A 26310-nucleotide genomic window follows, 5' to 3' on the forward strand; every position below is an offset into this window, starting at 1 on the left:
TCCGCGCCGGCCGCGCCGCCGGCACCCGCTGTCGGCGCCGCGGGGGATACTGGGGCAATGCCGCTGTACCGGGACGAGTGCGTCGTGCTGCGCACCCACAAGCTCGGCGAGGCCGACCGCATCGTCACCATGCTGAGCCGGCAGCACGGCAAGATCCGGGCGGTGGCCAAGGGGGTACGGCGCACGGCGTCGAAGTTCGGGTCGCGACTCGAGCCGTTCATGGTCGTCGACGCGCAGTTCTACGAGGGTCGGTCGCTCGACATCGTCACCCAGGCCGAGAGCCTCGGCTCGTACGGTGCCCAGATCGTCACCGACTACGGCGCCTACACGGCGGCCAGCGCCATGGTCGAGACGGCGGACCGGTTGAGCGAGGCGGACGCCGGGCTCCAGCAGTACCTGCTGCTCGTCGGTGCCCTGCGCTCACTGTCCAGGCACGAGCACGTCGTCAGCGCCACGCTCGACTCGTACCTGCTCCGGGCGATGAGCATCGCGGGGTGGGCGCCGTCGTTCGGCGACTGTGCGGTGACGGGGGAGCCCGGGCCGCACACCGCCTTCGTCGTGCAGCTCGGCGGGGTGGTGGCGGACCGTGCAGCGCCGCCCGGGACGCCCCGGCTCGACACCGACACGCTCGGCCTGCTCGGGGCACTGCTCGCCGGGGACTGGTCGACCGTCGACGCCTCCGACGAGCGGACGCGGTCGCGGGCCTCCGGCGTGGTGGCGGCCTACGCCCAGTGGCACCTGGAACGATCGCTCCGGTCACTGCCCCACGTGGACCGCAGTGAACACCCCGCTCCGGTCGCACCGACCCCCGGTGGGGTTCTGGCAGCCGTGGCCGCCACCCCGGCGCCCGCCGTGCCCGTCACGTCCGATCACGAAGGAACACCTGCATGAGCCCACGCCGGTCCGCGTCCGAAGCCGTGTCCGAGGGACTGCGACCCGTCGACTGGACGGGGGAGCAGCCGCCGGCGATCCCGGCGCAGTTCGTCCCGGAGCACGTGGCGATCGTCATGGACGGCAACGGCCGCTGGGCGAACCAGCGTGGCCTGACGCGGGTCGAGGGGCACAAGGCCGGCGAGGCCTCGCTGCTCGACGTCGTCGCGGGCGCGATCCAGATCGGCGTCAAGCACGTGTCGGCGTACGCGTTCTCGACCGAGAACTGGAAGCGGTCGCCGGACGAGGTCCGCTTCCTGATGGGCTTCAACCGCGAGGTCATCCACCGCCGTCGCGACCAGCTGCACGCGTGGGGTGTCCGGGTGCGGTGGGCGGGCCGGCGACCCCGGCTCTGGCGGAGCGTCGTCGACGAGCTGCAGACCGCGGAGCGGATGACCGCCGACAACGACGTCTGCACCCTCACGATGTGCGTCAACTACGGCGGGCGGAACGAGATCGTCGACGCGGTCCGGGGCATGGCCGAGGACGTCGCCGCCGGTCGGATGAAGCCGAGCCAGGTGACGGAGAAGGCCCTGGCGAAGCGGCTCTACGTGCCCGAGCTGCCCGACGTGGACCTGTTCCTGCGGAGCTCGGGCGAGCAGCGGACGTCGAACTTCATGCTGTGGCAGTCCGCGTACGCGGAGATGGTGTTCCTCGACCAGCTCTGGCCGGACTTCCGCCGCACCGACCTGTGGGGAGCGATCGAGGAGTACGCGCGCCGCGACCGACGCTACGGCGGCGCGGTGGACGCACCGACCGCCTGACGGGAGGCCCGTGGCGGCGCCGCCACGGGCCTCCCGTCCGACCCGTGGCCGGCCGGGCGGCCGTCGGTGCCGACGCGAGACCCGTGCCACGGACAGCGCGCCGCGCCTCACGTGAGCAGGTGCGCCACCCCACGGACCGCCTCCAGCGCCGCCCGCACGCTCGGCACGCGGTCCGCGCCGCGGGCGACCACGACCTCGACCCGTCGTGCCAGCGCGTCGTCGGCCGGCGTGACCGCCACACCGGACGGCACGACGGTGGTCGACAGCGCCAGCCGGGGCAGCAGCGCGACGCCGAGTCCGGCCGCGACCAGCCCGACGACCGCCGCGGCGTTGTCGGTCTCGAGCACGATCTCCGGCGTGAACCCGGACGCCGCGCACGACGCGAGCAGGTGCCCGCGGCACCGCGGACAACCGCCGATCCACCGGGCTTCCCGGAACGCGGCGAGGTCGGCTGCCCGGTCCCCGGTCGGCACCGCATCCGCGGCGGTGACGAGCGCGAGCGGATCGCGCCCGAGCACGCGCGTGGTCAGGGTCGGATCGTTCGCGGCGTCGTCCTGCAGTGCGTGCGAGAAGGTCAGGGCGACGTCGACCTCGCCGCGCCGGAGCAGTTCGACGGCCTCGGGCGGCTCGGCCTCGACGTACGACGTCACCACCCCGGGGCTGTCCGTCGCCAGCGCCGCGAGCACCGGGGGCACGAGGGTCGACGACGCGCTCGGGAAGCCGGCGAGCCGCACCCGCCCGCGGGCGAGACCGCCGACCGCGTCGAGGTCCTCGCGTGCTGCGGCCAGGGCCGCCTCGACGTGCAGGGCGTGGTCGGCGAGGACGCGCCCGGACTCCGTCAGGGTCGCGCCGCGGCCGCCGCGGAGCACGAGGTCGTGCCCGAGCCGCTGTTCGGCGCGTGTGAGCAACTGGCTGACGGCGGGCTGGCTGTAGCCGAGCGCCGCGGCCGCACGGCTGATCGACCCGCCGTCACGCACGGCGAGCAGGACCCGGAGCAGCTGCGGTTCGATGGACTCCACAACACGATGTTATGGGTCCCCGAAGAAGCCTGCCCTGGCGTGATGGCGCCGGCTGTCGGAGCCTGGGGGCATGGACTCCTTCGTCGACGGATCGGGCTACCTCGCCGCCTGCACCGCCGGGCTCCCCACGCTCGGCACCCTGGCCGCACAGCGGGCGGACCTCGATGCGTGGTCGCGCGCCGCGACCTCGCCCGCGACGTACGGTGCCCTGGTCGAGGAGGGCCGCGCGCTCTTCGCCGACATCGTCGGCGTGGACGCCGCACGGGTGGCGACGGGGTCGCAGACCTCGGCGATGGTGGCGGTCGTCGCCGCGTCGCTGCCGGACGGGGCGGAGGTCGTCGTCCCCGAGGGCGACTTCTCGTCCGTCGTCTTCCCGTTCCTCGTGCAGGCGCACCGCGGCGTCACCGTCCGCAGTGTCCCGCTCGAGCGACTCGCCGACGCCGTCCGCCCGGGCACCGCGCTCGTCGCCTGGTCCGCCGTGCAGTCCGCCACCGGCGTGGTGACCGACCCCGCCCCGGTCCTGGACGCGGCGCGCGCCGCCGGTGCCCTCACCCTCTGCGACCTCACCCAGGCCGCGGGCGTCCTGCCGGTGTCCGCCGCGCCGTTCGACGTCACGGTCACGCACGCCTACAAGTGGTTGTGCGCACCGCGCGGCGTCGCCTTCGCGACGTTCTCCGACGCGGCGCTGGAGCGCGTCCGCCCCGTGCAGGCCGGCTGGTACGCGGGAGCGGACGTCTGGTCATCGTGCTACGGCCCGACCATGCAGCTCGCCGACGACGCCCGCCGTTTCGACGTGTCCCCGGCATGGCAGGCGTGGCCGGGGGCGGTCGCCGCCCTGCGACACCTCGCGTCCGTCGACGCCGGTTCGGCCTGGAGGCACGCGACCGGTCGCACGGACCGGCTCGCCGACGCGCTCGGGACGCCCCGGTCCGGTCAGGCGATCACGACCTTCCCCGACCCGGACGGGTCGGCCCTCCGCGCCCTGTCCGCGGCGGGGGTCACGGCGAGCGGACGGGCGGGCCGGCTGCGCCTGGCCTTCCACCTGTGGAACGACGACGCCGACGTCGACCGGGTCGTCGCGGTGCTGGGTGCGGTGGAGGGGTTCCGTCCCGCGGGGTGAGCCGGCCCGTCCACGGGTGCCGCGACCGGCGTCCGTCGGTCGCCGCGGGGCCGGTACGCTTGCCCGGTACCGTTCCCGCACCGGGCACCCAGTCCGGCGAACTCAGGAGTCCTCTTGGCACCGTCCTCCCGTCTCGACAGCGTCATCGCCCTGGCCAAGGGCCGTGGCTTCGTCTTCCAGTCGGGGGAGATCTACGGCGGATCCCGCTCCGCGTGGGACTACGGGCCCCTCGGCGTCGAGCTGAAGGAGAACATCAAGCGCCAGTGGTGGCAGCGGTTCGTCCGCGGCCGCGGCGACATGGTCGGCCTCGACTCCGCCGTGATCCTGCCCCGCAAGGTGTGGGAGGCCTCGGGTCACGTCGCCACCTTCACCGACCCGCTCGTCGAGTGCCTGCACTGCCACCACCGGTTCCGCGAAGACCACCTGCTCGAGGCGTTCGAGGCGAAGAAGGGTCGAGCGCCCGAGGGCGGCATGGCCGAGGTGCCGTGCCCGAACTGCGGCACCCGGGGTGAGTGGACCGAGCCGCGCGAGTTCTCCGGCATGCTCAAGACCTACCTCGGCCCGGTCGAGTCCGAGGAAGGGCTGAACTTCCTCCGCCCGGAGACGGCGCAGGGCATCTTCGTCGACTTCGCGCAGGTCGTCACGACGAGCCGCATGAAGCCCCCGTTCGGCATCGGCCAGGTCGGCAAGGCGTTCCGCAACGAGATCACGCCCGGCAACTTCATCTTCCGCACGCGCGAGTTCGAGCAGATGGAGATCGAGTACTTCGTGCCGCCGGCCGACGTCGACACGCACTACGAGCAGTGGATCGCCGACGCGGTGGCGTTCTTCACCGACCTCGGCATCGACCCCGAGAACCTGCGGCGCTTCGACGTGCCCGACGGCGAGCGCGCGCACTACTCGGACGCCACCGCGGACATCGAGTACCGCTTCGGGTTCGCCGGCTCCGAGTGGGGCGAGCTCATGGGCGTCGCGAACCGCACCGACTTCGACCTGAACAACCACATCGAGTCGTCGGGCAAGGACCTGCGCTTCTTCGACCAGGCCGCGAACGAGAAGTACGTGCCCTACGTCATCGAGCCGTCGTTCGGGCTCACCCGTGCGCTCATGGCGTTCCTGCTCGACGCGTACCACGAGGACGAGGCCCCGAACGCGAAGGGCGGCGTCGACAAGCGCACCGTCCTGCGCCTCGACCCGCGGCTGGCGCCGGTGAAGGCTGCGGTGCTCCCGCTGTCCCGCAACGAGCAGCTGTCGCCGGTGGCGCGCGGGCTCGCCGACGACCTGCGGAAGCACTGGAACGTCGACTTCGACGACGCCGGCGCGATCGGTCGTCGCTATCGTCGCCACGACGAGATCGGCACGCCGTTCTGCATCACGGTCGACTTCGACACGCTCGACGACAAGGCGGTCACGGTGCGTGAGCGCGACACCATGTCGCAGGAGCGCGTCTCGCTCGACCAGCTGCAGGGCTACCTGGCGCAGCGCCTCCTCGGCGCGTAGCGCGCGCGGCTGCTGCGGCAGCCGCTGCCGCTGCCGCTGCCGCTGCCGCGGTCAGCGATCGCCGGTGCGACCTGCCGCTGCACAACCGAAAGCACCCCGGACCACGGAATCCCGTTGTTCGGGGTGCCTCTCGTTGTGCACGGCGCACGAGACACGGCGCACGAGACACGGCGCACGAGACACGGCGCACGAGACACGGTGCGCGAGGAGCGGGTCGTGACCGCGGGAATGCGCGGGCAGGGGCCGGGCTTGCACCTCGTGTGAACGAGTCTGTGAAGGTCGATGTCTGGTCGGACGTCGCATGCCCCTGGTGCTACATCGGCAAGCGGAAGTTCGAGGCCGGCGTCGCCGCGTTCGCCTCCTCGCCCGACGCCCAGCCGGTCGAGGTCGAGTACCACTCCTTCGAGCTGAGCCCGGACACCCCGGTCGACTTCGAGGGCACCGAGGCCGAGTTCCTCTCGCAGCACAAGGGCCTGCCGGTGCAGCAGGCACAGCAGATGATCGACCAGGTCGCCGGCATCGCCTCGTCCGTCGGGCTGCACTACGACTACGACGCACTGCGCCACACGAACACCGTCAAGGCGCACCAGGTCATCCACCTGGCGAAGCAGCACGGCAAGCAGCTCGAGATGGTCGAGCGCCTCTTCACCGCGTACTTCGAGCGCGGCGAGCACGTCGGACAGGACGAGTCCCTGGCCGACCTCGGCGCCTCGATCGGTCTGGACCGCGACGAGGTCCTGGCGACCCTGCGCGACGACGCCCAGCTCGCCGCCGTCCGGGCCGACCAGGCCCAGGCGCAGGCGTTCGGGATCAACGGCGTCCCGTTCTTCGTCATCGACGGCAAGTACGGCGTCTCCGGCGCACAGGACCCGGCGGCGTTCGAGCAGGTGCTCCGCCAGGTCGTCGCGCTCCGCGACGTGACGCCCGAGGAGCTCGCGGCGCAGCAGCAGCGTGCCGCGGACGACGCGACCGCGGACGCGGAGGCGACCCGGTGACCGGCGTGACGACGACCGGCCCGGTCGAGCCGGGCCTCCAGGCCGACGACCGGGAGGCGCGACCCGCCCTGCTCACGCTCGTCACGCCCGGCGGTGCGCCGGTCTGCGAGGGTGACAGTTGCTTCGTCCCCGGTGCCGAGGGCGACTGGACCGAGGTCCCCGACTGAGCCGTCCGCTAGCGGACGGGCTCCTCGTCGGTGATGTCGGCGACGGTCGCGTCGTAGGCGGCGACGAGCGCGTCGCCGTCGACGAAGGCACTCGCGCCGTGGCGACCGGCACCGAGCGCGATGCGGCGGCCCAGGACGCGTTCGTCGGCGTACACCGGCAGGTCGCCGCTCGCGCCGATCGGCGTGATCGTGCCGCGCTCGTAGCCCGAGGCCTCGAGCGCGGTGGCTGCGTCGGGCATCGACAGCTTGTTGACGCCGACGACGGTGCGGAGCTTCTTCCAGGCGATGCTGCGGCCGCCCGGCACCAGCGCGAGCAGGAAGCCACCGTCGTGACGCTTGACGACGAGCGTCTTCACGATGTCGCCCGGGTCGATGCCGAGCAGGGCTGCGGCACCCTCGAGGGAGTCGGCGGCGGGGCGCTGGACCACGTCCACCGCGAGCCCTCGGGCGGCGGCGTCGGCGTCGAACCGGGCGATCGCGGAGTCGGTCATGTGGAGAACGCTACCGGCGCGGACACGCGTGGGAGAATGGAGCACGTATGACGATCACCGACGCGCCCACCACGGCGCCCCGCACGGCGAAGCCCCTGCGCATCGGCCCCATCGAGGTCGAGGCGCCGGTCGTGCTCGCGCCGATGGCGGGCATCACGAACATGGCCTACCGCCGGCTCTGCCGCGAGTACGGCGCCGGACTGTACGTCTGCGAGATGATCACCTCGCGGGCGCTGGTCGAACGGACTCCGGTGTCGATGCAGCTCATCCAGCACCACGAGTCGGAGACGCCGCGGTCCATCCAGCTGTACGGCGTCGAGCCGAACACCGTGGCCGAGGCGGCGACGATCCTGGTGGGCGAGGACCGCGCCGACCACATCGACCTCAACTTCGGGTGTCCGGTGCCGAAGGTCACGCGGAAGGGCGGGGGAGCGGCCCTGCCGTGGAAGACCGACCTCTTCAAGGACCTCGTCGAGAAGACGGTCAAGGCCGCCGGCAACGTCCCGGTCACGGTGAAGATGCGCAAGGGCATCGACGCCGACCACCTGACCTACCTCGACGCGGCACGCATCGCCCGCGACGCCGGTGTCGCCGCGATCTCGCTGCACGCCCGCACCGCGAACGAGCACTACTCGGGGCAGGCGGACTGGTCCGCGATCGCCACGTTGAAGGAGACGATCACCGACATCCCGGTGCTCGGCAACGGCGACATCTGGTCCGCCGCCGACGCCCTGCGCATGGTCGACGAGACCGGCTGCGACGGTGTCGTGGTCGGCCGCGGCTGCCTGGGTCGGCCGTGGCTGTTCGGCGACCTGGCGGCGGCGTTCCGCGGTGAGGACGTGCGCGCGATGCCCTCGCTCGGCGACGTCGCGACCGCCTTCCGTCGACACACCGAGCTGCTCGTCGAGTTCTTCGGGTCCGAGGACCACGGGTGCCGCGACGCCCGGAAGCACGTCTCCTGGTACTTCAAGGGGTACCCGATCGGCGGCGACGTCCGCTCGGCGCTCTCCATGGCCTCGAGCCTGCAGGAGATCGACGACCTGCTCGGGCAGCTCGACTGGTCGGCGCCGTACCCCGGTGCCGACGTCGAGGGCCCGCGAGGCCGCGCCGGCCACCCGAAGCGCACGGCGCTGCCGGACCGCTGGCTCGAGTCGCGCGACGTGGACGCCGAGTTCCGCAAGGTCCTCGCCGCCGCCGAGCTGCACCACAGCGGCGGATGAGCGCCACCGCTTCGTACGGGCCGGCCGACGCGGAGCGCTGGCTGCCCGAGACCCACGGCAGCCGTCGCTCCGACTTCGCCCGGGACCGTGCCCGCCTGCTGCACTCGAGCGCGCTCCGACGCCTCGCCGCGAAGACCCAGGTGCTCAGCCCGACCACCGGACTCGACTTCGCCCGCAACCGCCTGACGCACTCGCTCGAGGTCGCGCAGGTCGGGCGCGAGCTCGCCGACTCCCTCGGGCTCGACCCCGACGTCGTCGACACCGCGTGCCTGGCGCACGACATCGGGCACCCGCCGTTCGGGCACAACGGCGAGACCGCCGTCAACGCCTGGGCGGCGGACATCGGCGGCTTCGAGGGCAACGCCCAGACGCTGCGGTTGCTGACCCGCCTCGAGCCGAAGGTCTACGGCGACGGGCCGGACGACGAGCGTCCGTACGGGCTCAACCTCACCCGGGCCTCGCTCGACGCGAGCTGCAAGTACCCGTGGCCGGCGGCGCAGGGCGTCGCCGAGGCATCGTCGGGGCGCACCAAGTTCGGGTTCTACGACGACGACCACGACGCCTTCGCGTGGCTCCGGCGCGGTGCTCCGCGTCGGCAGCGGTGCATCGAGGCGCAGGTCATGGACCTGTCCGACGACATCGCCTACTCGGTGCACGACTTCGAGGACGCCGTCGTCGCGGGCTTCATCGACGTCGCGGCCCTGGGCGACCGGGTCGGCGAGAACGACATCGTCACCGCCATGCACGCCTGGGTCGGGTCGGACCTCAGCCGTGACGAACTGCTCGAGGCCTTCGACCGGCTCCGGTCGCTGCCGCTGTGGATGACGTCGTACGACGGGTCGCGGCGGGACATGGCGCGGCTCAAGAACCTCACCTCGCAGCTCATCGGACGGTTCGCGCGGACGGCGACGGCGGCGACTCGCGAGTCCTACGCGTCCGGGTCCCTCGTGCGGTTCGCGGCCTCGGTCGTCACCCCGCCGGAGATCATCGGCGAGATCGCGGTGCTGAAGGGCATCGTCGCGGCGTTCGTCATGACGCAGGGCAATCGGCAGCCCGTGTACGAGGACCAGCGTCGCGTGCTCACCGAGTTGCTCGACGCCCTGGCGGCGACGGGCAGTGCGGACCTCGAGCCGGGCTTCGCGGCGGACTGGCGTTCGGCGTCCGACGACGCCGGGCGGCTGCGGGCCGTGGTCGACCAGGTCGCGAGCCTGACGGACCAGGGGGCGCTGGCGTGGCACAAGCGACTCGTGGTGGGGGACCGGGAGACGACGCACATCGCGGTCTGACGCCGGCGTGCGAGACGCCGCCGTGTGGACGCGACGCCGCCGTGAGGGCGAGACGCCGCCGGATCTGGGTCCGGTTCGCCGACCCGGCACCGTCTCGGGCGGACGGCGCCGTCTCGGTGGGACCGAAGTGGCTCCTGCCCGGCCGCCGCGCGTGTCGACGTGCGCACCGACCGAGGTGGGGCGCGTGCTGATCGTGCACCGCGCCTCCCGGCCGTCGTGCTCTCCACAGGCGGACACGGACCGTCCTCCGGCACCGGCCGCACGAACTAGGATCGAGGGGTGGCTGGCAGGATCGCGCGGAACGACATCGACGAGGTCCGCTCGCGTGTCAACATCGCCGACGTCGTCGGCGACCACGTCACGCTGAAGTCGGCGGGCGTCGGCTCGCTGAAGGGGCTCTGCCCGTTCCACGACGAGCGCTCCCCGTCGTTCCACGTGCGGCCGCAGGTCGGCCGGTACCACTGCTTCGGGTGCGGCGAGGACGGCGACGTCTTCGAGTTCATCATCAAGATGGACCACACGACGTTCCAGGAAGCGGTCGAGCGGATGGCCGCGAAGATCGGCTTCACGCTCCACTACGAAGAGGGCGACGGCCCGCGCACCGACTACAACCAGCGCGCGCGGCTGATCGCCGCGAACGAGGCAGCGCTCGAGTTCTACCAGTCGCAGCTCACCTCGGCGGCTGCCGAGCCCGCGCGACGCTTCCTCGGGGAGCGCGGCTTCGACCCCGCGGCAGCACAGCACTTCGGCGTGGGCTTCGCGCCGCAGTCGTACGACGCCACGCGTGAGCACCTGCGGGGCCGTGGGTTCTCGATGGACGAGATCCTCGCGGCGGGACTCGCCGGACAGGGCGACCGCTCGCCGTACGACCGGTTCCGCGGACGCCTCGTGTGGCCGATCCGCGACGTGACCGGTGCGACGATCGGCTTCGGCGCGCGTCGGCTGCTCGACGACGACAAGGGCCCGAAGTACCTCAACACCCCCGAGACGCCGATCTACCACAAGAGCCAGGTCCTCTACGGGCTCGACCTCGCCCGCAAGGACATCTCCAAGGGCAAGCAGGTCGTGATCGTCGAGGGCTACACCGACGTCATGGCGTGCCACCTCGCCGGTGTGACGACCGCCGTCGCGACGTGCGGCACCTCGTTCGGTGTCGACCACATCAAGGTCCTCCGGCCGATGCTCGGCGACGTCAGCGGTGCCGACCCGAACGCCAACGGCGAGGTGGTCTTCACGTTCGACCCCGACGAGGCCGGGCAGCGTGCCGCCTCGCGGGCGTTCGCCGAGGAGCAGCGCTTCGCCGCGCAGACCTACGTCGCGGTGGCTCCCGGCGGACTCGACCCGTGCGACCTCCGACTCGCGCGGGGCGACGACGCGATCCGCCGGCTCGTCAGCGCGAAGCGCCCGATGTTCGAGTTCATGATCCGTCGGACGCTCGACGGCCACGACCTCGAGACCGTCGAGGGGCGGGTCAGCGCACTGCGGGCCGCCGCGCCGGTCCTCGCCGGGATCCGCGACCGCTCCCTCACGCAGGGGTACGTCCGCGAACTCGCCGGGTGGCTCGGCATGGACATCCCGGACGTCCGGCGGGCGGTCGACTCGGCGCGTCAGCGCGCGTCCGCAGCGCGCACCGACCGGACGGGAGGCCCGGTGCCGGTCGGTCAGGCCGGTCCCGGTGGTGAGCTGGTCGCCCCGCCCGAGGAGCCCGTGGCCGGTCTGCGGCTGCTGCCGAACGACCCGATCACCCGGATGGAGCGCGATGCCGTGATGGCGATGGTGCAGCAGCCCGGGTACGTGGGCGCACCGCTCATCTGGCTCGCGGCCGGCGCGACGTTCTCGGCGCCGATGCTGTCGGTCGTGCGGGACGCCGTGGTCGCCAACGTCGACTCGATCGGTGCGGGGGACTGGCTCGACCGGTTGCTGCAGGACGTGCCGGCGCCGTTCCGCGGTCTCGTGCAGGAGCTCGCACTCGCACCGATCCCGGCTCGCACCGACGAGGACCTGGCGCTCTACGCCCGGAGCATCGTCGTGGCCCTGGTCGAGCGGGACCTGCTCGCCCGCAAGGCCTCGCTGCTCGGGCAGCTGCAGCGGGCCGACCCGCACGAGCAGTCCGACCGGCGCGCCGAGATCCAGCGCCAGCTCGTCGACATCGACGCGCAGCGGATGCGCCTCCGCGCCGACGCCGAGGCGGCAGCGCAGGGCTGAGCCGTCCTGCGAGGGGCGGCAGCGCGTCGTCGCCCGGCCACTCGTGCTGGCCGCTCGGTCGCGCGGCCACTCGTGCTGGGCCGCTCGGTCGCGCGACCACTCGTGCTGGGCCCCACGGTCGCCCGGCCACTCGTGCTGGACCCCAGGGTCGCGCGACCACTCGTGCTGGACCTCACGGTCGCGCGACCTGCACGTGCGGTCGATCTGGTCGCACGACTCGCCGCCGCGGCCCGGACTGAGCGGCAGGTCGTGCGACCAGGACACGAGCGTCATCCACCGCAGCCGCCGCAGCGGGCAGGGATCGCCGCGTGGACGACGTCGAGCGGGTGGGGATCGGTGCCCGGAGACGCCGAGGGTGCCGTACTCCGCCCGCTCGGTGTCCCGCCGTGGCCCGGCCACTCGCACTGGCCGTTCCGGTCGCACGACGTGCCGTGTGCGGTCGTCCTGGTCGCACGACCCGCCGCCGCGGCCCGAACTGAGCGGCAAGTCGTGCAACCCGAACGCGAGCACCACCGACCGGCGCCGGGCGGGCAGGACGTGCCGCGCGCGTGACGTCGGGTGGGTGGGATATGTCGGCCGGGGAGGTCGAGCGTGACGGATCTCGCCCGCTCGGCAGCGGGCAGCGGGCAGCGGGCAGCGGGCAGCCGCTCGCCCGCCCGGTGGCAGGCAGCGGCCCGACCTCCGGCCCCCGTTGCACCACGCAACTTTCGTGCGCGACACGCCGCTCGGTGACGCGCGCATCATGCGCCACGCGACGCGGTCGTGCATTACAAGGGTGTAAACAAATGTCCCTCGAATCGTGGAGTTCCGTGTCAGGGTGGTACCAATGAGCGTTCCCGGCGGGCCTCACAGTCGATCCACCGCCCTCCGCGGGACCCCTTGCGAACCATCACCGAGAGAGAGAGCGGACATGGCATCCGTATCCAAGTGGGGCAGGCGCGGCATCGCGCTCGGCGCCGGGGCAGCAGCGACGGCGCTGGTGCTGACGGGCTGCGCGAGCAGCAGCGTCTCCGACACCGACCTCAACGGCCTGAGCATCGGCACGACGGACAAGGTCACGTCCCTCGATCCGGCCGGGTCCTACGACAACGGCTCCTTCGCCGTGCAGAACCAGGTGTTCCCGTTCCTGATGAACACCCCCGTCGGCAGCCCCGACGTCAAGCCGGACATCGCCGAGAGCGGCGAGTTCACGAACGACACGACCTACACGGTGAAGCTCAAGAGCGGGCTGAAGTTCGCGAACGGCAACGACCTCACCTCGAGTGACGTCAAGTTCTCGTTCGAGCGCGAGCTGAAGATCAACAACGAGAACGGTCCGCAGTCGCTGCTCGCCAACCTCAAGAGCATCGAGACCCCGGACGACACCACGGTCGTCTTCAACCTCGACCACGCCGACCAGACCTGGCCGCAGGTGCTCTCGAGCCCCGCAGGCCCGATCGTCGACGAGCAGGTCTTCTCGGCGGACGAGCTCACCCCGGCGGCGGACATCGTCAAGGGCAAGGCGTTCGCCGGGCAGTACGAGATCACCTCGTACAAGGAGAACGACACCATCCAGTACTCGGCGAACCCCGAGTACGACGGGCTCCTCGGCAAGGCGAAGACCAAGGAGGTCACCGCCAGCTACTACACCAAGGAGACCGACCTGAAGCTCGCCGTGCAGAAGGGCGACGTCGACGTGGCGTACCGCTCGCTGACGCCGACCGACATCGCCGACCTGCGCAAGGACGACTCCGTCAAGGTCACCGACGGCCCCGGTGGCGAGATCCGCTACCTGGTCTTCAACTTCAACACGCAGCCGTTCGGCGCGAGCCAGTCCGACGCGGACGAGGCGAAGGCCCTCGCCGTGCGCCAGGCCGTGGCCGACGTCGTCGACCGCGAGAAGATCGCGAAGGACGTCTACAACAACACGTACTCGCCGGTCTACTCGATGGTGCCGGACGGCCTGACCGGTGCCGCGAAGCCGTTCGAGGAGCTCTACGGCAACGGCAAGGGCGGCCCCGACGTCGACAAGGCGAAGGAGACGCTGTCGAAGGCCGGTGTCACCGGCAAGGTGCAGCTCGACATCCAGTACGCGCCCGACCACTACGGTTCGACGTCGGACGACGAGTACGCCGAGCTCAAGACGCAGCTCGAGAACTCGGGCCTTTTCTCCGTGAAGATCCAGTCGACGGTCTACACGACCTACGCGCAGGAGCGGACGAAGGACTCCTACCCGGTGTACCAGCTCGGGTGGTTCCCGGACTTCTCGGACGCCGACAACTACCTGTCGCCGTTCTTCACGAAGGACAACTTCGTGCAGAACCACTACGACGACCCGGAGATCCAGAAGCTGATCTCCGAGGAGCAGCAGGAGTCCGACAAGGACAAGCGCGCGCAGCTCATCGAGCAGGCGCAGGAGCGCGAGGCCACGCAGATCTCGACGCTGCCGCTCCTGCAGGGCAAGTCCGTGGCGGTCGCAGGCAAGGACGTCAAGGGCCTGACCCTCGACTCCTCGTACAAGTTCCGCTACGCCACCCTCTCCAAGTAACACCGGCGTCGGCCCACGGGGGCGTTCCCACGAGGAGCGCCCCCGTGGCCACGTCCCGAACGGCACCGAAAGGCACCCGTCCCCGTGACCCTCAGCACCCCCGAGGCGACACCGGAGCTGGCCACCGACCCCACCAAGCCCCAGGCACAGCGACGTGCCCGTGGGCAGGGCGGCGGGCTCGGTCGGTACATCCTGGTCCGCTTCCTCCTCATCTTCCCGACGGTGTTCATCCTGGTGACGCTCGTCTTCTTCCTGATGCGCGTCATCGGGAACCCGATCACCGCCTCGGTCGGTGGCCGTCTGACGCCCTCGCAGCTCCAGGAACGTCTGCACGCCGCCGGCTACGACCGGCCGGTCATCGTCCAGTACCTCGAGTACCTCGGCGGCATCGTGCGCGGGGACTTCGGCACGACGTCGACCGACAACCGTCCGATCACCGAGGTCATCGTCACGTACGGCGGCGCGACCGCGGAGCTGGTCTTCTACGCGCTCATCGTCGCCCTCGTCCTCGGCATCCCGCTCGGCATGCTCGCGGCGTACGTCCGCGACAAGTGGCCGGACGTGCTGTTCCGAGCGCTCGCGATCCTGACGTACGCGACGCCGGTGTTCTTCGGCGGTCTGCTCCTCAAGCTCGTCTTCTCGGTCTGGCTCGGCTGGCTGCCGCTCGGCGACCGCGCCTCCACCCGGGTGTCGCTCATCCTCGACAACATCCCGGGTGCGACCGGCATCTACCTCATCAACGCACTCCGCACCGGCAACGCGCAGGTGATCGGCGACGTGCTGTCGCACGCCGTCCTGCCCGCGCTGACGCTCGGTCTGCTCACCGCCGGCATCTTCCTGCGTCTGGTGCGTGCCAACATGATCGGCTCGCTCGGGTCCGAGTACGTCGACGCGGCCCGCTCGCGCGGCGTCCGGGAGGCCCGGCTCGTCCGGACGCACGCCTTCCGTCCGGCGCTGGTCCCGATCATCACCGTGATGGGTCTGCAGATCGCCATGCTGCTCGGTGGGTCGGTGCTCACCGAGACCACGTTCGGCTGGCGCGGGCTCGGTTTCCAGCTCAACCAGTACCTGTCGGCCCGCGACTTCGTCGCGGTCCAGGGCATCGTCGCGATGCTCGCCGTGATCGTCGCCGTGACGAACTTCGTCGTCGACGTCGTCGCGGCGCTGATCGACCCGAGAGTGAGGTTCTAGCGATGGCCGACACCTCGCTCGTCGACCGCCACGAGCCGCTCTGGAAGCGGCTGCCCGTGGTGGTCCAGCTCCGCAGGAGCACCGGCTGGCAGCGCGCCATGCTCATCACCGGCGTGGTCATCTGCGCCCTGTACCTGATCGTCGCCCTCGCCGCGCCGCTCATCGCCCCGTACGGCTTCGGTCAGCTGCAGGGCGCCGACGGCCAGGGCTTCCCGCGCACCGCCCCGCCGAGCGCCGAGCACGTCTGGGGCACCACGGTCGGTGGCTTCGACGTGTTCAGCCGCGTCGTCTTCGGCGCGCGCACCGCAGTGCTCGTCGTCATCGTCGCGGTCGTCGTGTCGATCACGATCGGGGTCATCCTCGGCATGGTCTCGGGGTACGTCGGCGGCTGGCTCGACCGGGTCCTCGTCGTCGTCGCCGACGCGATCTACGCGTTCCCCTCGCTGCTGCTCGCCATCGTCGTGTCGATCGTGATCTCCGGCGGCAACTCGAGCTACACCGGCGGCATCGTCGCGGCGGCGATCTCGATCACCGTCGTCTACGTCCCGCAGTACTTCCGGGTCGTGCGTGCCGAGGCGGTGCGCCTGAAGAACGAGGCGTTCGTCGAGTCCGCGCGGGTCATCGGCACGAACCCGTGGCGCATCATGACCCGCCACGTGCTGCGCAACAGCACCAGGAGCCTGCCGCTCATCCTGACGCTGAACGCCTCCGACGCGATCCTCACCCTGGCCGGCCTCGGCTTCCTCGGGTTCGGCATCGGCCCGACCAGCGGCGCGGAGTGGGGCTACGACCTCAGCCGCGCGCTGTCGGACGTCGCGTCGGGCGTCTGGTGGACCGGTGTGTTCCCCGGCGTCGCGATCGTCGTGCTCGTGCTCGGCGTGACCTTCATCGGCGAGAGCCTCAACGACATCTCGGACCCGCGCCTGCGCGCCCGGAGGAGGCTGAAGCAGCTGGTCTCGCGGAAGCAGGCCGCCAGCACGGAAGGGGCGACGGCATGACCGACGCAGCGAACGACCAGCAGGACCGACCGGTCGCGGTCGTCGACGACCTGACCGTCACCTTCGCGACCGACGGCGGTGCCGTCGACGCGGTCAAGGGCGTCAGTCTCGACGTCCGTCCGGGCGAGGTCCTCGCGCTGGTCGGCGAGTCCGGCTCCGGCAAGTCGGTCACGGCCCGCAGCATGCTGCGGCTGATGCCCGAGACGGCGACGCTCGGTGGTGCGGTGTACCTCGACGGCACCGACGTGGTCAGCGTCGGGTCGGCCAAGCTCCGCGAACTCCGCGGCACGGCCGGTGCGATGGTCTTCCAGGAGCCGTCGACCGCGCTCAACCCGGTCTTCACGGTGGGGTGGCAGATCGCCGAGGGCCTCCGGGCGCACGGCGGCGTCTCGAAGAAGGACGCCCGCGCGAAGGCGATCGACTACCTGCGACGCGTCGGCATCCCCGACCCGGAGACGCGGGTCGACCACTACCCGCACCAGTTCTCCGGCGGGCAGAAGCAGCGCGTGGTCATCGCGAGTGCACTGGCCCTCGAGCCGAGCGTGATCATCGCCGACGAGCCGACCACCGCGCTCGACGTCACCGTGCAGGCCGAGATCCTCGACCTGCTCCGGCGCTGCCGCGACGAGTTCGGCGCCGCCATCGTCATCATCACGCACAACATGGGCGTGGTCGCCGACCTGGCCGACCGGGTCGCCGTCATGTACCAGGGCGAGGTCGTGGAGGAGGCACCGGTCGCGCAGCTCTTCGCGGACCCGCAGGCCGACTACACGAAGCGCCTGCTCGCCGCCGTGCCCCGGCTGGAGGCCTCGACCGGGACGGCCCGCCGAGCGGTGGTCGCGACCGACGTCGAGCCCCTCGTCAGCGCGAAGGGGCTCGAGATCGAGTACCCGGGCCGCCTCGGCTCACCCGCCTTCAGGGCCGTGAAGGGCGTCGACCTCGACGTCCGTCCCGGCGAGGTGCTCGGGCTGGTGGGGGAGTCGGGCTCCGGCAAGACGACGATCGGTCGGGCCATCGCGGGGCTCACCCGCGTCACCGGCGGGTCGCTCGAGGTCCTCGGCACCGAGATGCTCGGGTACCGCGAGCGGGACTTCAAGCGGCACCGCAAGGACATCGGGTTCGTGTTCCAGGACCCGGCGACCTCGTTCAACCCGCTGCTCACGATCGCCGAGTGCGTCGCCGAGCCGCTCGTCGTGCACGGCGAGGTGCGGAACCCCCGAGCCGCCCGCAAGCGCGTCGGCGAGTTGCTCGAGATGGTGCAGCTCCCGGCGTCCTACGGCGACCGGTACCCGCACGAGCTGTCCGGTGGCCAGCGGCAGCGCGCCTCGCTCGCGCGTTCGATCGCACTCCGGCCGAAGCTGCTCATCGCGGACGAACCGACGAGCGCGCTCGACGTGTCGGTGCAGGCCCGCGTGCTGGAGCTCTTCCTCGAGCTGCAGCAGGACCTCGGGTTCGCGTCGCTGTTCATCAGCCACGACCTCGCGGTCGTCGGCGCACTGTCGGACCGCATCGCGGTGCTGTACCGCGGCGACCTGGTGGAGACGGGCACCACCGCCGAGGTCCTCGGTGCGCCGCAGCACCCCTACACGCAGCGGCTGCTCGCGTCGCTGCCCGTGCCGGACCCGGCGGAACAGGCGGAGCGACGGCGTACGCTGGTGGCACTGGAGAACGCCGGGTCCTGACCCGACGCGACCGGCCTGGAGGCACGGCGTTGCGTCGTCGACGCACGCCGCGCCTCCCGGCCGGTCACCTCCGGCGAACCACCGACGACGCGACACCGGTCCGTCGCGCAACCGCCGCCAGGGGGCGGCGCGGAAGGGGACCCATGATCGCGGTGAACGGCCCGGCGGTCGTCGCAGACGACGTCTCGATCGAGTACCGGGGCGTGCGCGGATCGGAGCCGATCCGCGCGGTCGACGGGGTCAGCCTGACCGTTCGCCAGGGCGAGATCCTCGCGCTCATCGGTGAGTCCGGTTCCGGCAAGAGCACCTTCGCCGCCGCGATCGCCGGGCAGCTCGGTGCGACCGGCGAGGGCGAGGGTGCGCACCGGCGACAGATCGTCGGCGGTGAGCTCACCGTGCTCGGTCAGCACGTGCGCGGGCTCCGCCCGTCCTCGCGGAAGGCGCAGCGGCTGACCGGCCGCATCGGGTACCTGCCGCAGGACGGCGCCGACCGGCTGAGCCCCGACCTGACCGTGGGCGAGGCGATCGCCGAACCGATCTACCTGCGCGACCGGCGGTTCGACCGCAAGGAGGCCGGGCTCATGGTCGCGCGACTGGTCGACGCCGTGCACCTGCCCCTCGGCGTCATGCGCCTGAACACGTGGGAGCTGTCGAGCGGGCAGCGGCAGCGTGTCGCCCTCGCACGCGCGCTCATCCTCGAGCCGCAGCTCCTCGTCGCCGACGAACCCGCACGCGGCGTCGACGTCCTGGTCCGTCAGTCGGTGCTCGAGGCCCTGACGAACCTGCAGCGCGGTCGGCAGTTCTCGGCCGTCGTGGTGTCGAGCGACCTCCGCGAGGCCCGGGCGCTCGCGGACCGCGTCGGTGTGCTCGCCGAGAGCCGCCTGGTCGGGCTCGGCACCTTCGACGAGGTCCTCGACAACCCCGTCGACCCCTACGTGCAGACGCTCGCCGCGACCGCGTCGCGCCCCGTGAAGCGTCGTCCGACCGCGACCACCGCCCCGCGGCGCTCGTCCGCCCCCCGTCGTCCGGTCGGTGCCGGGGCGGGCACCGCTCCCCGGACCGAGCGTCAGGAGAACGCATGAGCACCACGACCGCACCCGACACCGCGGGCAGCCGCGGACACCGCGCGGTCGTCACCGACGCGGGCGCGCCGCTCCCCGTCGACGCACCCACGGCCGGACCGGTCGCGATCCTGCCGACCGCGGCCGACCTGCACGCGGACGCCGTGCGGGCCGCCGGCGGCACGGTCGGCGACCTCGGCGCGGACACGCGGGGGATCGTCTGGCTCGACGCCCGTGACCCCGACGGGCTCGCGGCAGCGTTGGACCAGGGGCCCTCGGTCGGCTGGGTCCAGCTGCCCTTCGCGGGCGTCGACGCCTTCGCCCACCTGATCCAGGAGCACGGGGACCGGGTGCTCTTCACGTCGGCCAAGGGTGCCTACGCGGAACCCGTCGCCGAGCACGCCCTCGCGCTGACGCTCGCGACGCTCCGGGTGCTGCAGAAGCGCGCCCGCGCGACGTCCTGGGCGACCGAGCCGGAGGGCGTGTCGCTCTACGGGCGGAACGTCGTTCTGATCGGCGCGGGCGGGATCGCCCTGGAGTACATCCGGCTCGTCGCCCCGTTCGAGGTCTCCGTGACGGTCGTGCGCCGCTCGGACGACCCGGTGCCGGGAGCCGACCGCACGGTCACGACCGACGCCCTGGACGAGGTGCTGCCCGACGCCGACGTGGTCGTGGTCGCGGCGGCCATGACCTCGGGGACGGCGAAGCTGTTCGACGCGCGCCGGTTCGGACTCATGAAGCCCTCGGCGCGTCTCGTGAACATCGCGCGCGGGGGACTGGTCGACACCGACGCGCTCGTCGCGGCGCTGCGCGAGGGCACGATCGCCGCCGCCGGCCTCGACGTGACGGACCCGGAGCCCTTGCCCGACGGCCACCCGCTCTGGGACGAGCCGGGTGTGGTCGTCACGCCGCACCAGGCCGACACCCCGGACATGGTCGCGCCGCTGCTGGCCGAGCGCGTCCGGGCGAACACCGCCGCGTTCCTGTCCGGCTCGGGCGACGGGTTCGTCGGCGTCGTGGACCCCGTCGCGGGCTACTGAGCACCGACGGTGCCGGGCCCGGCCGGAGAGCTCGACGACGCGGCGCGCCCGGGATGCGCGGCCGATGCGCGGAGCGGGCTCGGGGTGCTGCTATGCTGTTACCCGTTGTTCGCACCACATTCGCCAGCGGACAGTGATCCTCGATAGCTCAATTGGCAGAGCAGCCGGCTGTTAACCGGCAGGTTGTTGGTTCGAGTCCAACTCGGGGAGCGACAGGCCCTCACCCTCCGGGGTGGGGGCCTCTTGCGTTCCCGGGGTTCGGCGCCCTTGCCGCTACCGCGAGACTCGGCTCCGCGGACGGTTTCTCGGGCACCGGACCACGAACGTGTCCGCACGGCCGAGTCTCGCGCGGAGCCGGCGCTGGGCGGCGGCCGGTGTTCGGCTTCCGGCTGGCTCGCAGGCGCCGCCCGGTCGCAAGCTGTTAGCGTTCACAGGTGATCACCGTGCGCCGGACCCTCGCCGCGGCGTTCGTCGTCCTCGGAGCGGTGGCGCTCACCGCGTGCACCGCCGGGCAACCGGAGCCGGAGGACTCGCTCGACTCCGCAGCACGGTCCGAGGTCTCCGCGACGGGCAGCGCGCCGATCGTCTTCGCGTTCGTGTGCAGCGGCGCCGCGGACGGCAGCAGCGACACGACGGGTGTCGACGCCGACGGCACTGGGGAGACGTACACGACGTACGCCGCCGTGTGGGAGGCCGAGCGCACCGACTGCCGGGCCGAGCGCATCACCGGCACCGAGATGTCGGCGCAGCAGCGGGCCGCGGTCCGGGCGGCCGACGGTACCGCCACGCTCGAGGAGCTCGCGGCGACCTGCGCGGAGCGCGGAGCGTCGCCGTGGCGTGACGGCGTCTCGACGCCGGACCAGGCCGAGCTGGCGGCCGGACTCGTCGCGTACTGCCCCGGTCACCCCGACCGGGACCGCCTGCAGGAGTCGCTGACGGCCTACCGGGGCTGAGCCGGGCCTCCCGGCCGACCGCCGGTGCCGCCCTGGGACGTGCGCCGGAGCCGACCGCGCGGTCAGCCTTCGGGGTGGTCGCGACCGGGGAGCCAGGACTTGCCCGGGCCGCCCCAGCTGCTCTTGCGGATCGCCTTCGCGACCTGCTTGCCGTACGGGTGCACGAGCCGGTCGGCGTACAGGTAGCCGTCCAGGTGGTCGTACTCGTGCTGGAAGACGCGGGCGAGCCACCCGTGGGCCTCGACCTCGAAGGGCTTCCCGTGCTCGTCGACCGCACGGAGCAGGGCGCCCTCGGCCCGACGCAGCGGGAAGCGCTCACCCGGGATCGAGAGGCAGCCCTCGGACTCCTCGTCCTCGTCGAGCTCCTCGACCGTCTCCGGCACGGGCGGAGTGGTCCAGAGCACCGGGTTGATCGCGACCCCGCGGTGCAGGACCTCGTCGTCGTCGGTCCACGAGTACACGAACAGGCGCTTGCCGACCCCGACCTGCGGACCCGCGAGACCGACCCCGGGGGCGAGGTCCATCGTCTCGTACATGTCCTGCACCAGTGCGCGGAGGTCGTCGTCGAACGCGGTGACCTCGGCAGCGCGCTCGTGGAGGACGGGTTCGCCGGTGATGCGGATGGGGAGGACGGGCATCCACCCAGGTTATCCGGCGAGGACCGGTAGCCTCGTCGCGTGACGACGGACCTCCCGATCCCGGACGCGGTCAACCTGACCCCGTTCCAGGCCCTGATGATCCCCGTCGCGCTCGTCGGTGCGGTCTTCCTGTCGCTCGGAGCGCAGTTCCAGAGCCGCGGGGTGCAGCGCGTCGAGGCCCGGCTCGGTCGGCAGTCGAAGGGGCTGTCGGTGCGGCACGTCCTCGGGCTGCTCGGCAGCGGCTGGTGGGTGCTCGGCACGCTCATGCTCGGTCTGGCCGTCGTGCTCCAGCTCATCAGCATCACGAACGCCCCGCTCATCGTCGTGCAGCCGCTCGGCGCCGTCGCGCTCGTCATCACCACGTGGTTCTCGTCACGGTCCTCCGGGGTGCCGCTCGGACAGCAGGCGCGACGGGCGGTCTGGACCTGCATCATCGGTGTCGGGATCTTCGTCGGCATCGCCGCCGTCGTCGGCCGCGAGAGCGCGATCACCCACGAGCAGCTCGTGACGATCCTGGTGGTGCTGGCGATCGTCCTGGTGGCCGTGTTCCTGTCGTTCCGCTTCGCGGCGAAGCGGGCGAGCGCCATGTACTACATCGTCGTGGCCGGGGTGCTCTACGGCTTCGTCGCGACGCTGGCCAAGGTCGTGCTGAACCGGTTCCTGCACGGCACGTTCGACTGGCTGACCGCGATCGCCGTCGTCGGGGTGATCGTCGCCGCGGTGCTCGGCGGGTACTTCGTGCAGAACGCGTACTCGAGCGGGTCCGCCGACCTGGTGATCGCCGGCCTCACCGTCATCGACCCGATCGTCGCCGTGGGCATCGGCGTGATCGTGCTCGGCGAGGCTGCCGGGGCGCCGTGGATCGCGGTGGTCGGCTTCCTGGTCGCTGCGGTGATCGCCATCACGGGCGTGTTCCTGCTCGCGAAGCACCACCCCGAGACGCGGCGCTGACCGCGGTCGGCTCGCGGCGTGGGCGGTCGTGTCCGCGGTTGCTGACAGCGTCGGTCGTCGTTGTCAGCCGTCGGCGTCGTCCGCGCGGCTGACGCGGTTGCTGACGGCGTCGGTGGTCGCTGTCGGCCATCGGCGTCGTCCGCGCGGCTGACGCGGGCGCTCGGGCCCGTGCGGTACCGTCGAGGCCCGACCAGCAACCGCCCACGAGAGGACGATGCCAGCCGTGTCAGAGGACGCCACCACCGCCACCGCCGAGTCGACGGGTGCGACGGGCGGGTCCCGACCGCTGCGCGTCATGATCGCGGCCGACACCTTCCCGCCGGACGTCAATGGCGCCGCGACCTTCGCCGAGCAGCTCGCCGTCGGGCTCGCGGAGCGCGGCCACGAGGTCCACGTCGTGGCCCCGGCGTCGAGCGCCCACCACGGCACGTTCGACGAGGAGCACCGCGGCGTCGTCCTCACCGTCCACCGGCTGAAGTCGTACAAGTGGCCGTGGCACGCGTGGCTCCGCTTCGTGTGGCCGTGGAGCGTCCGCAAGTGGACGGGTCCGATCCTCGACGCCGTCCAGCCGGACGTGCTGCACATCCAGTCGCACATCGTCATCGGGCGCGGCATCGTGCAGGAGGCCCACGAGCGCGGCATCCGCATCGTCGGCACCAACCACTTCATGCCCGAGAACCTGCTCGAGTACGTCCCGTTCGGCCGTCGCACGCTGCCGATCGCGCTGAAGATCGCGTGGAACGACGCCGCCAAGACCTACCGGCTCGCCGACGCCATCACGACGCCGACGGTGCTGGCCGCGGACTACCTCCGCGAGGCCATCGCCGGGCAGCAGGTCCTCGCGATCTCCTGCGGCATCGACGCGTCGCGCTACAGCGCCCGCAGTGGTCGCCCCGCGGGGAACGACATCGTGTTCGTCGGCCGGGTCGCGCCGGAGAAGAACCTCGACGTGCTCGTCCGAGCGCTCCCACTGCTGCCGAGTGAGCTGCACGCGACGCTCACCATCGTCGGTGGCGGCGAGATGATCCCGAAGTTGAAGACGCTCGTGCAGGAACTCGGACTCGAGGACCGGGTGCGCTTCGCCGGCTTCGTGTCGGACGAGGCGAAGCGCCAGGCGCTGACGAACGGCACCGTCTTCGCGATGCCGTCCACCGCCGAGCTGCAGAGCATCTCGTCCCTCGAGGCTATGGCGTCCGGGCTGCCGGTGGTCGCCGCGGACTCGATGGCACTGCCGCACCTCATCGACGGCAACGGGTACCTCTTCACGCCGGGCGACGTGCAGGACCTCGCTGCGAAGCTCGCACAGGTGCTGCAGGCGTCCGACGACGACTACCAGGCGATGCGGGAGCGCAGCCTGGCCATGATCGAGGCACACGACATCAACCGCACGCTCGCGACGTTCGAGTCGCTGTATCGTGGGGAGTCGGTGGCCTGACGGTCCCCGACGAGGGGCGGTAGCCAAGCTGGTCAAGGCACTCGGCTCATAACCGAACGATCGCGGGTTCAAGTCCCGCCCGCCCTACGTGCACCTGCCGCGACGACGTGAGACCCCCGACGACCACGCGCCGACCCCGAACGTGACGTTCGAGGCGACCCGGGTCGGCACCGGCGTGCGCGTGAACGCGTTCCGCATCGGCTTCATGGGAGCCCTGGGCGTGCTCATCGCCCTGCTGGCCGGCGTGATCGTCCAGCAGCTCAGCACGGTCCTGGTCTACATCGGCGTCGCGCTCTTCCTGTCGCTCGGCATCGACCCGCTGGTGTCCTTCCTCGAACGGTTCATCCCGCGCTGGTCGGCGATCACGATCGTCGTCGTGGGTGTCCTGTCCGCCTTCGCCGGCGTCGTGTTCGCGGTCGTCCCGATCCTCATCCAGCAGGCGACGAACCTCGTCCAGAACTTCCCGGAGATCGTCCAGGACATCTCGCAGCAGGAGTGGGTCCAGGACCTGTCACAGCAGTTCGCCGGCGCCGTCGACGTCAACCACGCGCTGGAGTCGCTGCAGTCCTTCGTGGAGGACCCGGGCAACCTCCTCAGCCTCGGTGGCGGGATCCTGGCGGTCGGCAGCGGTATCCTGTCCGGCCTGACCGGCGCGATCATCGTCATCATCCTGATGCTGTACTTCCTGGCGTCGATGCGGGGCCTGAAGTCGATGGCCTACCGCTTCGTGCCGGCGACACGTCGGCAGAACTTCGTCGACGTCAGCGAGCAGATCACCCAGGCCGTCGGCCGCTACGTCGTCGGACAGATCAGCCAGGCGCTGATCAACGGCATCCTCAGCCTCGTGTTCCTGCTCATCATCGGTGCACCGCTGCCCGTGCTGCTGGCGACCTTCGCGTTCCTGGGCTCGCTCATCCCGCTCGTCGGCACCCTCGCCGCGGCGGTCGTCATCTCCCTGCTCTGCCTGTTCGCCTCGCCGGCCACGGCGCTCGCGGCCGCGATCTACTACCTCGTCTACATGCAGGTCGAGGCGTACCTCATCTCCCCGCGCATCATGTCGCGCGCGGTGCAGGTGCCGGGCGCCCTGGTGGTCATCGCCGCGGTCGCCGGTGGCACGATCGGCGGGGTCCTCGGGGCGCTCGTCGCCGTGCCGGTCGCCGCGTCGGTGATCATCATCGTGCAGAAGGTCATCTACCCCCGCCAGGAGCAGTCGTGAGCACCGTCGACCCGGACCTGGCCGAGCACGTCGCGGCCCGCGATGCCTGGGCCCGCAGCGCGCGCGGCCCGCTCGCCCTGGTGAACGCGCAGCACGTCGACCGCCCGCAGCCCGTGTGGCCGGTCGCCGGGCAGTGGGCACCGGTCCCTGGTGGTCTCACCGTCACCGCCGCGGCGGCGGACGGCGTCGTGGTCGACGGCGTCCCGGTGGACGGCACGGTGCTGGTCGCGGGTGACACCGCCGTCGTGCCGTCGACCGTCGCCTTCGCCGACGGGCTCGCCGGCACGGTGCACGGCTCCACGCTGCGCGTCTGGGACCCGGCCTCCGACGCGGTCTCCCGCTTCGCACGCATCGCCCGGTTCGCCCCGCGGCCGGGCGGGTGGGTCACGGCCGGCAGGTACGAACCCTGGTCCGGTCAGGAGGCACCCGGTCACCTCACCGACGCCGCCGGCGACCCCCTGCCCGTCGCCGGGACGATCGAGACCACGGTGGACGACGTTCCCGTGCGGCTCACCGCGGTGCGGTCCGCGCCGTACCACGGCCGGCCGCGGTTGCAGCTCATCGTGCAGGACACCACCAGCGCCCTGCCCGAGAGCGACCCGGGCAGCTCGTACTCGATGGGACGCTTCCTGTACCTGCCCGAGCCCGACGGCGCGGCCGAGGTCGCGCTCGACTGGGACCGGCTCGTCCTGCCGCCCTGCGCGTTCTCGTACCAGTACGCCTGCCCGGTGCCCCCGGAGGAGAACCGCCTCCCGGTCGCACTCACCGCGGGGGAGCGGCACCCCGTCGACGAGCAGGGCGCCGTCCTGCACTGAGGCCCGCCCGGTCCGCCCGCGCGGTCTGCTGGCCGGGTGTGGCGTTCCCAGCGCGGACGCTGCATAATGGGCGTGTCCGCAGGGACATCACAATCTGATACCGATG

23 protein-coding genes and 2 tRNA genes are annotated in these 26310 nt (G+C 71.9%); 22 read left to right on the forward strand and 3 right to left on the reverse strand.

Annotated elements, in window-relative coordinates:
• The first annotated feature begins 57 nt into the window (after positions 1–57).
• The gene (gene recO, locus PIJ49_RS01680; protein WP_271825388.1) at positions 58–891 is read left to right on the forward strand and encodes a DNA repair protein RecO; all 834 of its coding nucleotides are present in this window, start codon (positions 58–60) and stop codon (positions 889–891) included.
• Positions 888–1694, forward strand: a complete 807-nt coding sequence (locus PIJ49_RS01685) for an isoprenyl transferase (protein WP_066653897.1) — start codon at positions 888–890, stop codon at positions 1692–1694. Before recO ends, PIJ49_RS01685 begins: the two co-directional genes overlap by 4 nt.
• Positions 1695–1801: 107 nt before the next feature.
• On the opposite strand, the gene PIJ49_RS01690 is transcribed toward PIJ49_RS01685, so the two are convergent.
• Complete coding sequence (locus PIJ49_RS01690) at positions 1802–2713, reverse strand: LysR family transcriptional regulator (RefSeq protein WP_209683006.1); 912 nt, start codon at positions 2711–2713, stop codon at positions 1802–1804.
• A gap of 70 nt (positions 2714–2783) precedes the next feature.
• Between PIJ49_RS01690 and PIJ49_RS01695 the strand changes: the two genes are divergently transcribed.
• From PIJ49_RS01695 to PIJ49_RS01710, 4 genes are all read left to right on the forward strand, one after another.
• A complete protein-coding gene (locus PIJ49_RS01695) occupies positions 2784–3833 on the forward strand; it encodes an aminotransferase class V-fold PLP-dependent enzyme (protein WP_271825390.1) in 1050 nt (349 codons plus the stop codon).
• Between the two features lie 114 nt (positions 3834–3947).
• A complete protein-coding gene (locus PIJ49_RS01700) occupies positions 3948–5333 on the forward strand; it encodes a glycine--tRNA ligase (RefSeq protein ID WP_066653905.1) in 1386 nt (461 codons plus the stop codon).
• Positions 5334–5593: 260 nt separating this feature from the next.
• Positions 5594–6328 carry a DsbA family oxidoreductase gene (locus tag PIJ49_RS01705; RefSeq protein WP_271825391.1) on the forward strand — a complete coding sequence of 245 codons (735 nt, stop codon included), beginning with the start codon at positions 5594–5596 and terminating at the stop codon, positions 6326–6328.
• A complete protein-coding gene (locus tag PIJ49_RS01710; RefSeq protein WP_158407743.1) occupies positions 6325–6495 on the forward strand; it encodes a hypothetical protein in 171 nt (56 codons plus the stop codon). Before PIJ49_RS01705 ends, PIJ49_RS01710 begins: the two co-directional genes overlap by 4 nt.
• A gap of 8 nt (positions 6496–6503) precedes the next feature.
• Here the strand turns inward: PIJ49_RS01710 and PIJ49_RS01715 are convergent, their stop codons facing one another.
• A complete protein-coding gene (locus PIJ49_RS01715) occupies positions 6504–6986 on the reverse strand; it encodes an aminoacyl-tRNA deacylase (protein WP_209683002.1) in 483 nt (160 codons plus the stop codon).
• Positions 6987–7033: 47 nt separating this feature from the next.
• On the opposite strand from PIJ49_RS01715, the gene dusB reads away from it, so the two are divergent.
• The 11 genes from dusB (at position 7034) to PIJ49_RS01770 (ending at position 21149) form a co-directional block, all read left to right on the forward strand.
• Entirely contained in the window at positions 7034–8206 is a 1173-nt protein-coding gene (gene dusB / locus PIJ49_RS01720; protein ID WP_271825394.1) for a tRNA dihydrouridine synthase DusB, read from the forward strand.
• Entirely contained in the window at positions 8203–9492 is a 1290-nt protein-coding gene (locus PIJ49_RS01725; RefSeq protein WP_251160102.1) for a deoxyguanosinetriphosphate triphosphohydrolase, read from the forward strand. Before dusB ends, PIJ49_RS01725 begins: the two co-directional genes overlap by 4 nt.
• 279 nt (positions 9493–9771) lie before the next feature.
• A complete protein-coding gene (gene dnaG, locus PIJ49_RS01730) occupies positions 9772–11697 on the forward strand; it encodes a DNA primase (protein WP_209683000.1) in 1926 nt (641 codons plus the stop codon).
• Positions 11698–12607: 910 nt separating this feature from the next.
• Positions 12608–14224, forward strand: a complete 1617-nt coding sequence (locus tag PIJ49_RS01735) for an ABC transporter substrate-binding protein (RefSeq protein ID WP_066653919.1) — start codon at positions 12608–12610, stop codon at positions 14222–14224.
• Between the two features lie 84 nt (positions 14225–14308).
• Positions 14309–15415, forward strand: coding sequence for an ABC transporter permease (locus tag PIJ49_RS01740; protein ID WP_442874581.1), 1107 nt, complete (start codon positions 14309–14311; stop codon positions 15413–15415).
• A gap of 2 nt (positions 15416–15417) precedes the next feature.
• Positions 15418–16413, forward strand: a complete 996-nt coding sequence (locus PIJ49_RS01745) for an ABC transporter permease (RefSeq protein WP_066653922.1) — start codon at positions 15418–15420, stop codon at positions 16411–16413.
• A complete protein-coding gene (locus PIJ49_RS01750; protein WP_271825397.1) occupies positions 16410–18095 on the forward strand; it encodes an ABC transporter ATP-binding protein in 1686 nt (561 codons plus the stop codon). Before PIJ49_RS01745 ends, PIJ49_RS01750 begins: the two co-directional genes overlap by 4 nt.
• Before the next feature lie 143 nt (positions 18096–18238).
• Positions 18239–19177 carry an ATP-binding cassette domain-containing protein gene (locus PIJ49_RS01755; protein ID WP_271825399.1) on the forward strand — a complete coding sequence of 313 codons (939 nt, stop codon included), beginning with the start codon at positions 18239–18241 and terminating at the stop codon, positions 19175–19177.
• Positions 19174–20196 (forward strand): D-isomer specific 2-hydroxyacid dehydrogenase family protein, encoded by a 1023-nt coding sequence (locus tag PIJ49_RS01760; RefSeq protein ID WP_271825401.1) that lies wholly within the window; start codon positions 19174–19176, stop codon positions 20194–20196. The genes PIJ49_RS01755 and PIJ49_RS01760 overlap by 4 nt, the downstream gene beginning before the upstream one ends.
• Before the next feature lie 137 nt (positions 20197–20333).
• Positions 20334–20406 (forward strand) — tRNA-Asn (locus PIJ49_RS01765).
• A gap of 224 nt (positions 20407–20630) precedes the next feature.
• Positions 20631–21149, forward strand: coding sequence for a hypothetical protein (locus PIJ49_RS01770; protein WP_251154964.1), 519 nt, complete (start codon positions 20631–20633; stop codon positions 21147–21149).
• Between the two features lie 62 nt (positions 21150–21211).
• Here the strand turns inward: PIJ49_RS01770 and def are convergent, their stop codons facing one another.
• Positions 21212–21787 (reverse strand): peptide deformylase, encoded by a 576-nt coding sequence (gene def, locus PIJ49_RS01775; RefSeq protein ID WP_271825402.1) that lies wholly within the window; start codon positions 21785–21787, stop codon positions 21212–21214.
• 39 nt (positions 21788–21826) lie between these two features.
• Here def and PIJ49_RS01780 point away from each other — a divergent pair, with 39 nt between their 5' ends.
• The 5 genes from PIJ49_RS01780 (at position 21827) to PIJ49_RS01800 (ending at position 26204) form a co-directional block, all read left to right on the forward strand.
• Complete coding sequence (locus PIJ49_RS01780; protein ID WP_174234721.1) at positions 21827–22738, forward strand: DMT family transporter; 912 nt, start codon at positions 21827–21829, stop codon at positions 22736–22738.
• 214 nt (positions 22739–22952) lie between these two features.
• Positions 22953–24173 (forward strand): glycosyltransferase, encoded by a 1221-nt coding sequence (locus PIJ49_RS01785; RefSeq protein ID WP_285841192.1) that lies wholly within the window; start codon positions 22953–22955, stop codon positions 24171–24173.
• Between the two features lie 13 nt (positions 24174–24186).
• Positions 24187–24260: transfer RNA gene (locus PIJ49_RS01790), tRNA-Ile, on the forward strand.
• A 7-nt stretch (positions 24261–24267) separates the two neighbouring features.
• Positions 24268–25389 (forward strand): AI-2E family transporter, encoded by a 1122-nt coding sequence (locus tag PIJ49_RS01795; RefSeq protein ID WP_200884164.1) that lies wholly within the window; start codon positions 24268–24270, stop codon positions 25387–25389.
• Positions 25386–26204 carry a DUF1684 domain-containing protein gene (locus PIJ49_RS01800; RefSeq protein WP_271825404.1) on the forward strand — a complete coding sequence of 273 codons (819 nt, stop codon included), beginning with the start codon at positions 25386–25388 and terminating at the stop codon, positions 26202–26204. Before PIJ49_RS01795 ends, PIJ49_RS01800 begins: the two co-directional genes overlap by 4 nt.
• Positions 26205–26310 lie beyond the last annotated feature (106 nt).

It is taken from the genome of Curtobacterium uvaldense, assembly GCF_028307415.1.
Taxonomy (GTDB): Bacteria; Actinomycetota; Actinomycetes; order Actinomycetales; family Microbacteriaceae; genus Curtobacterium.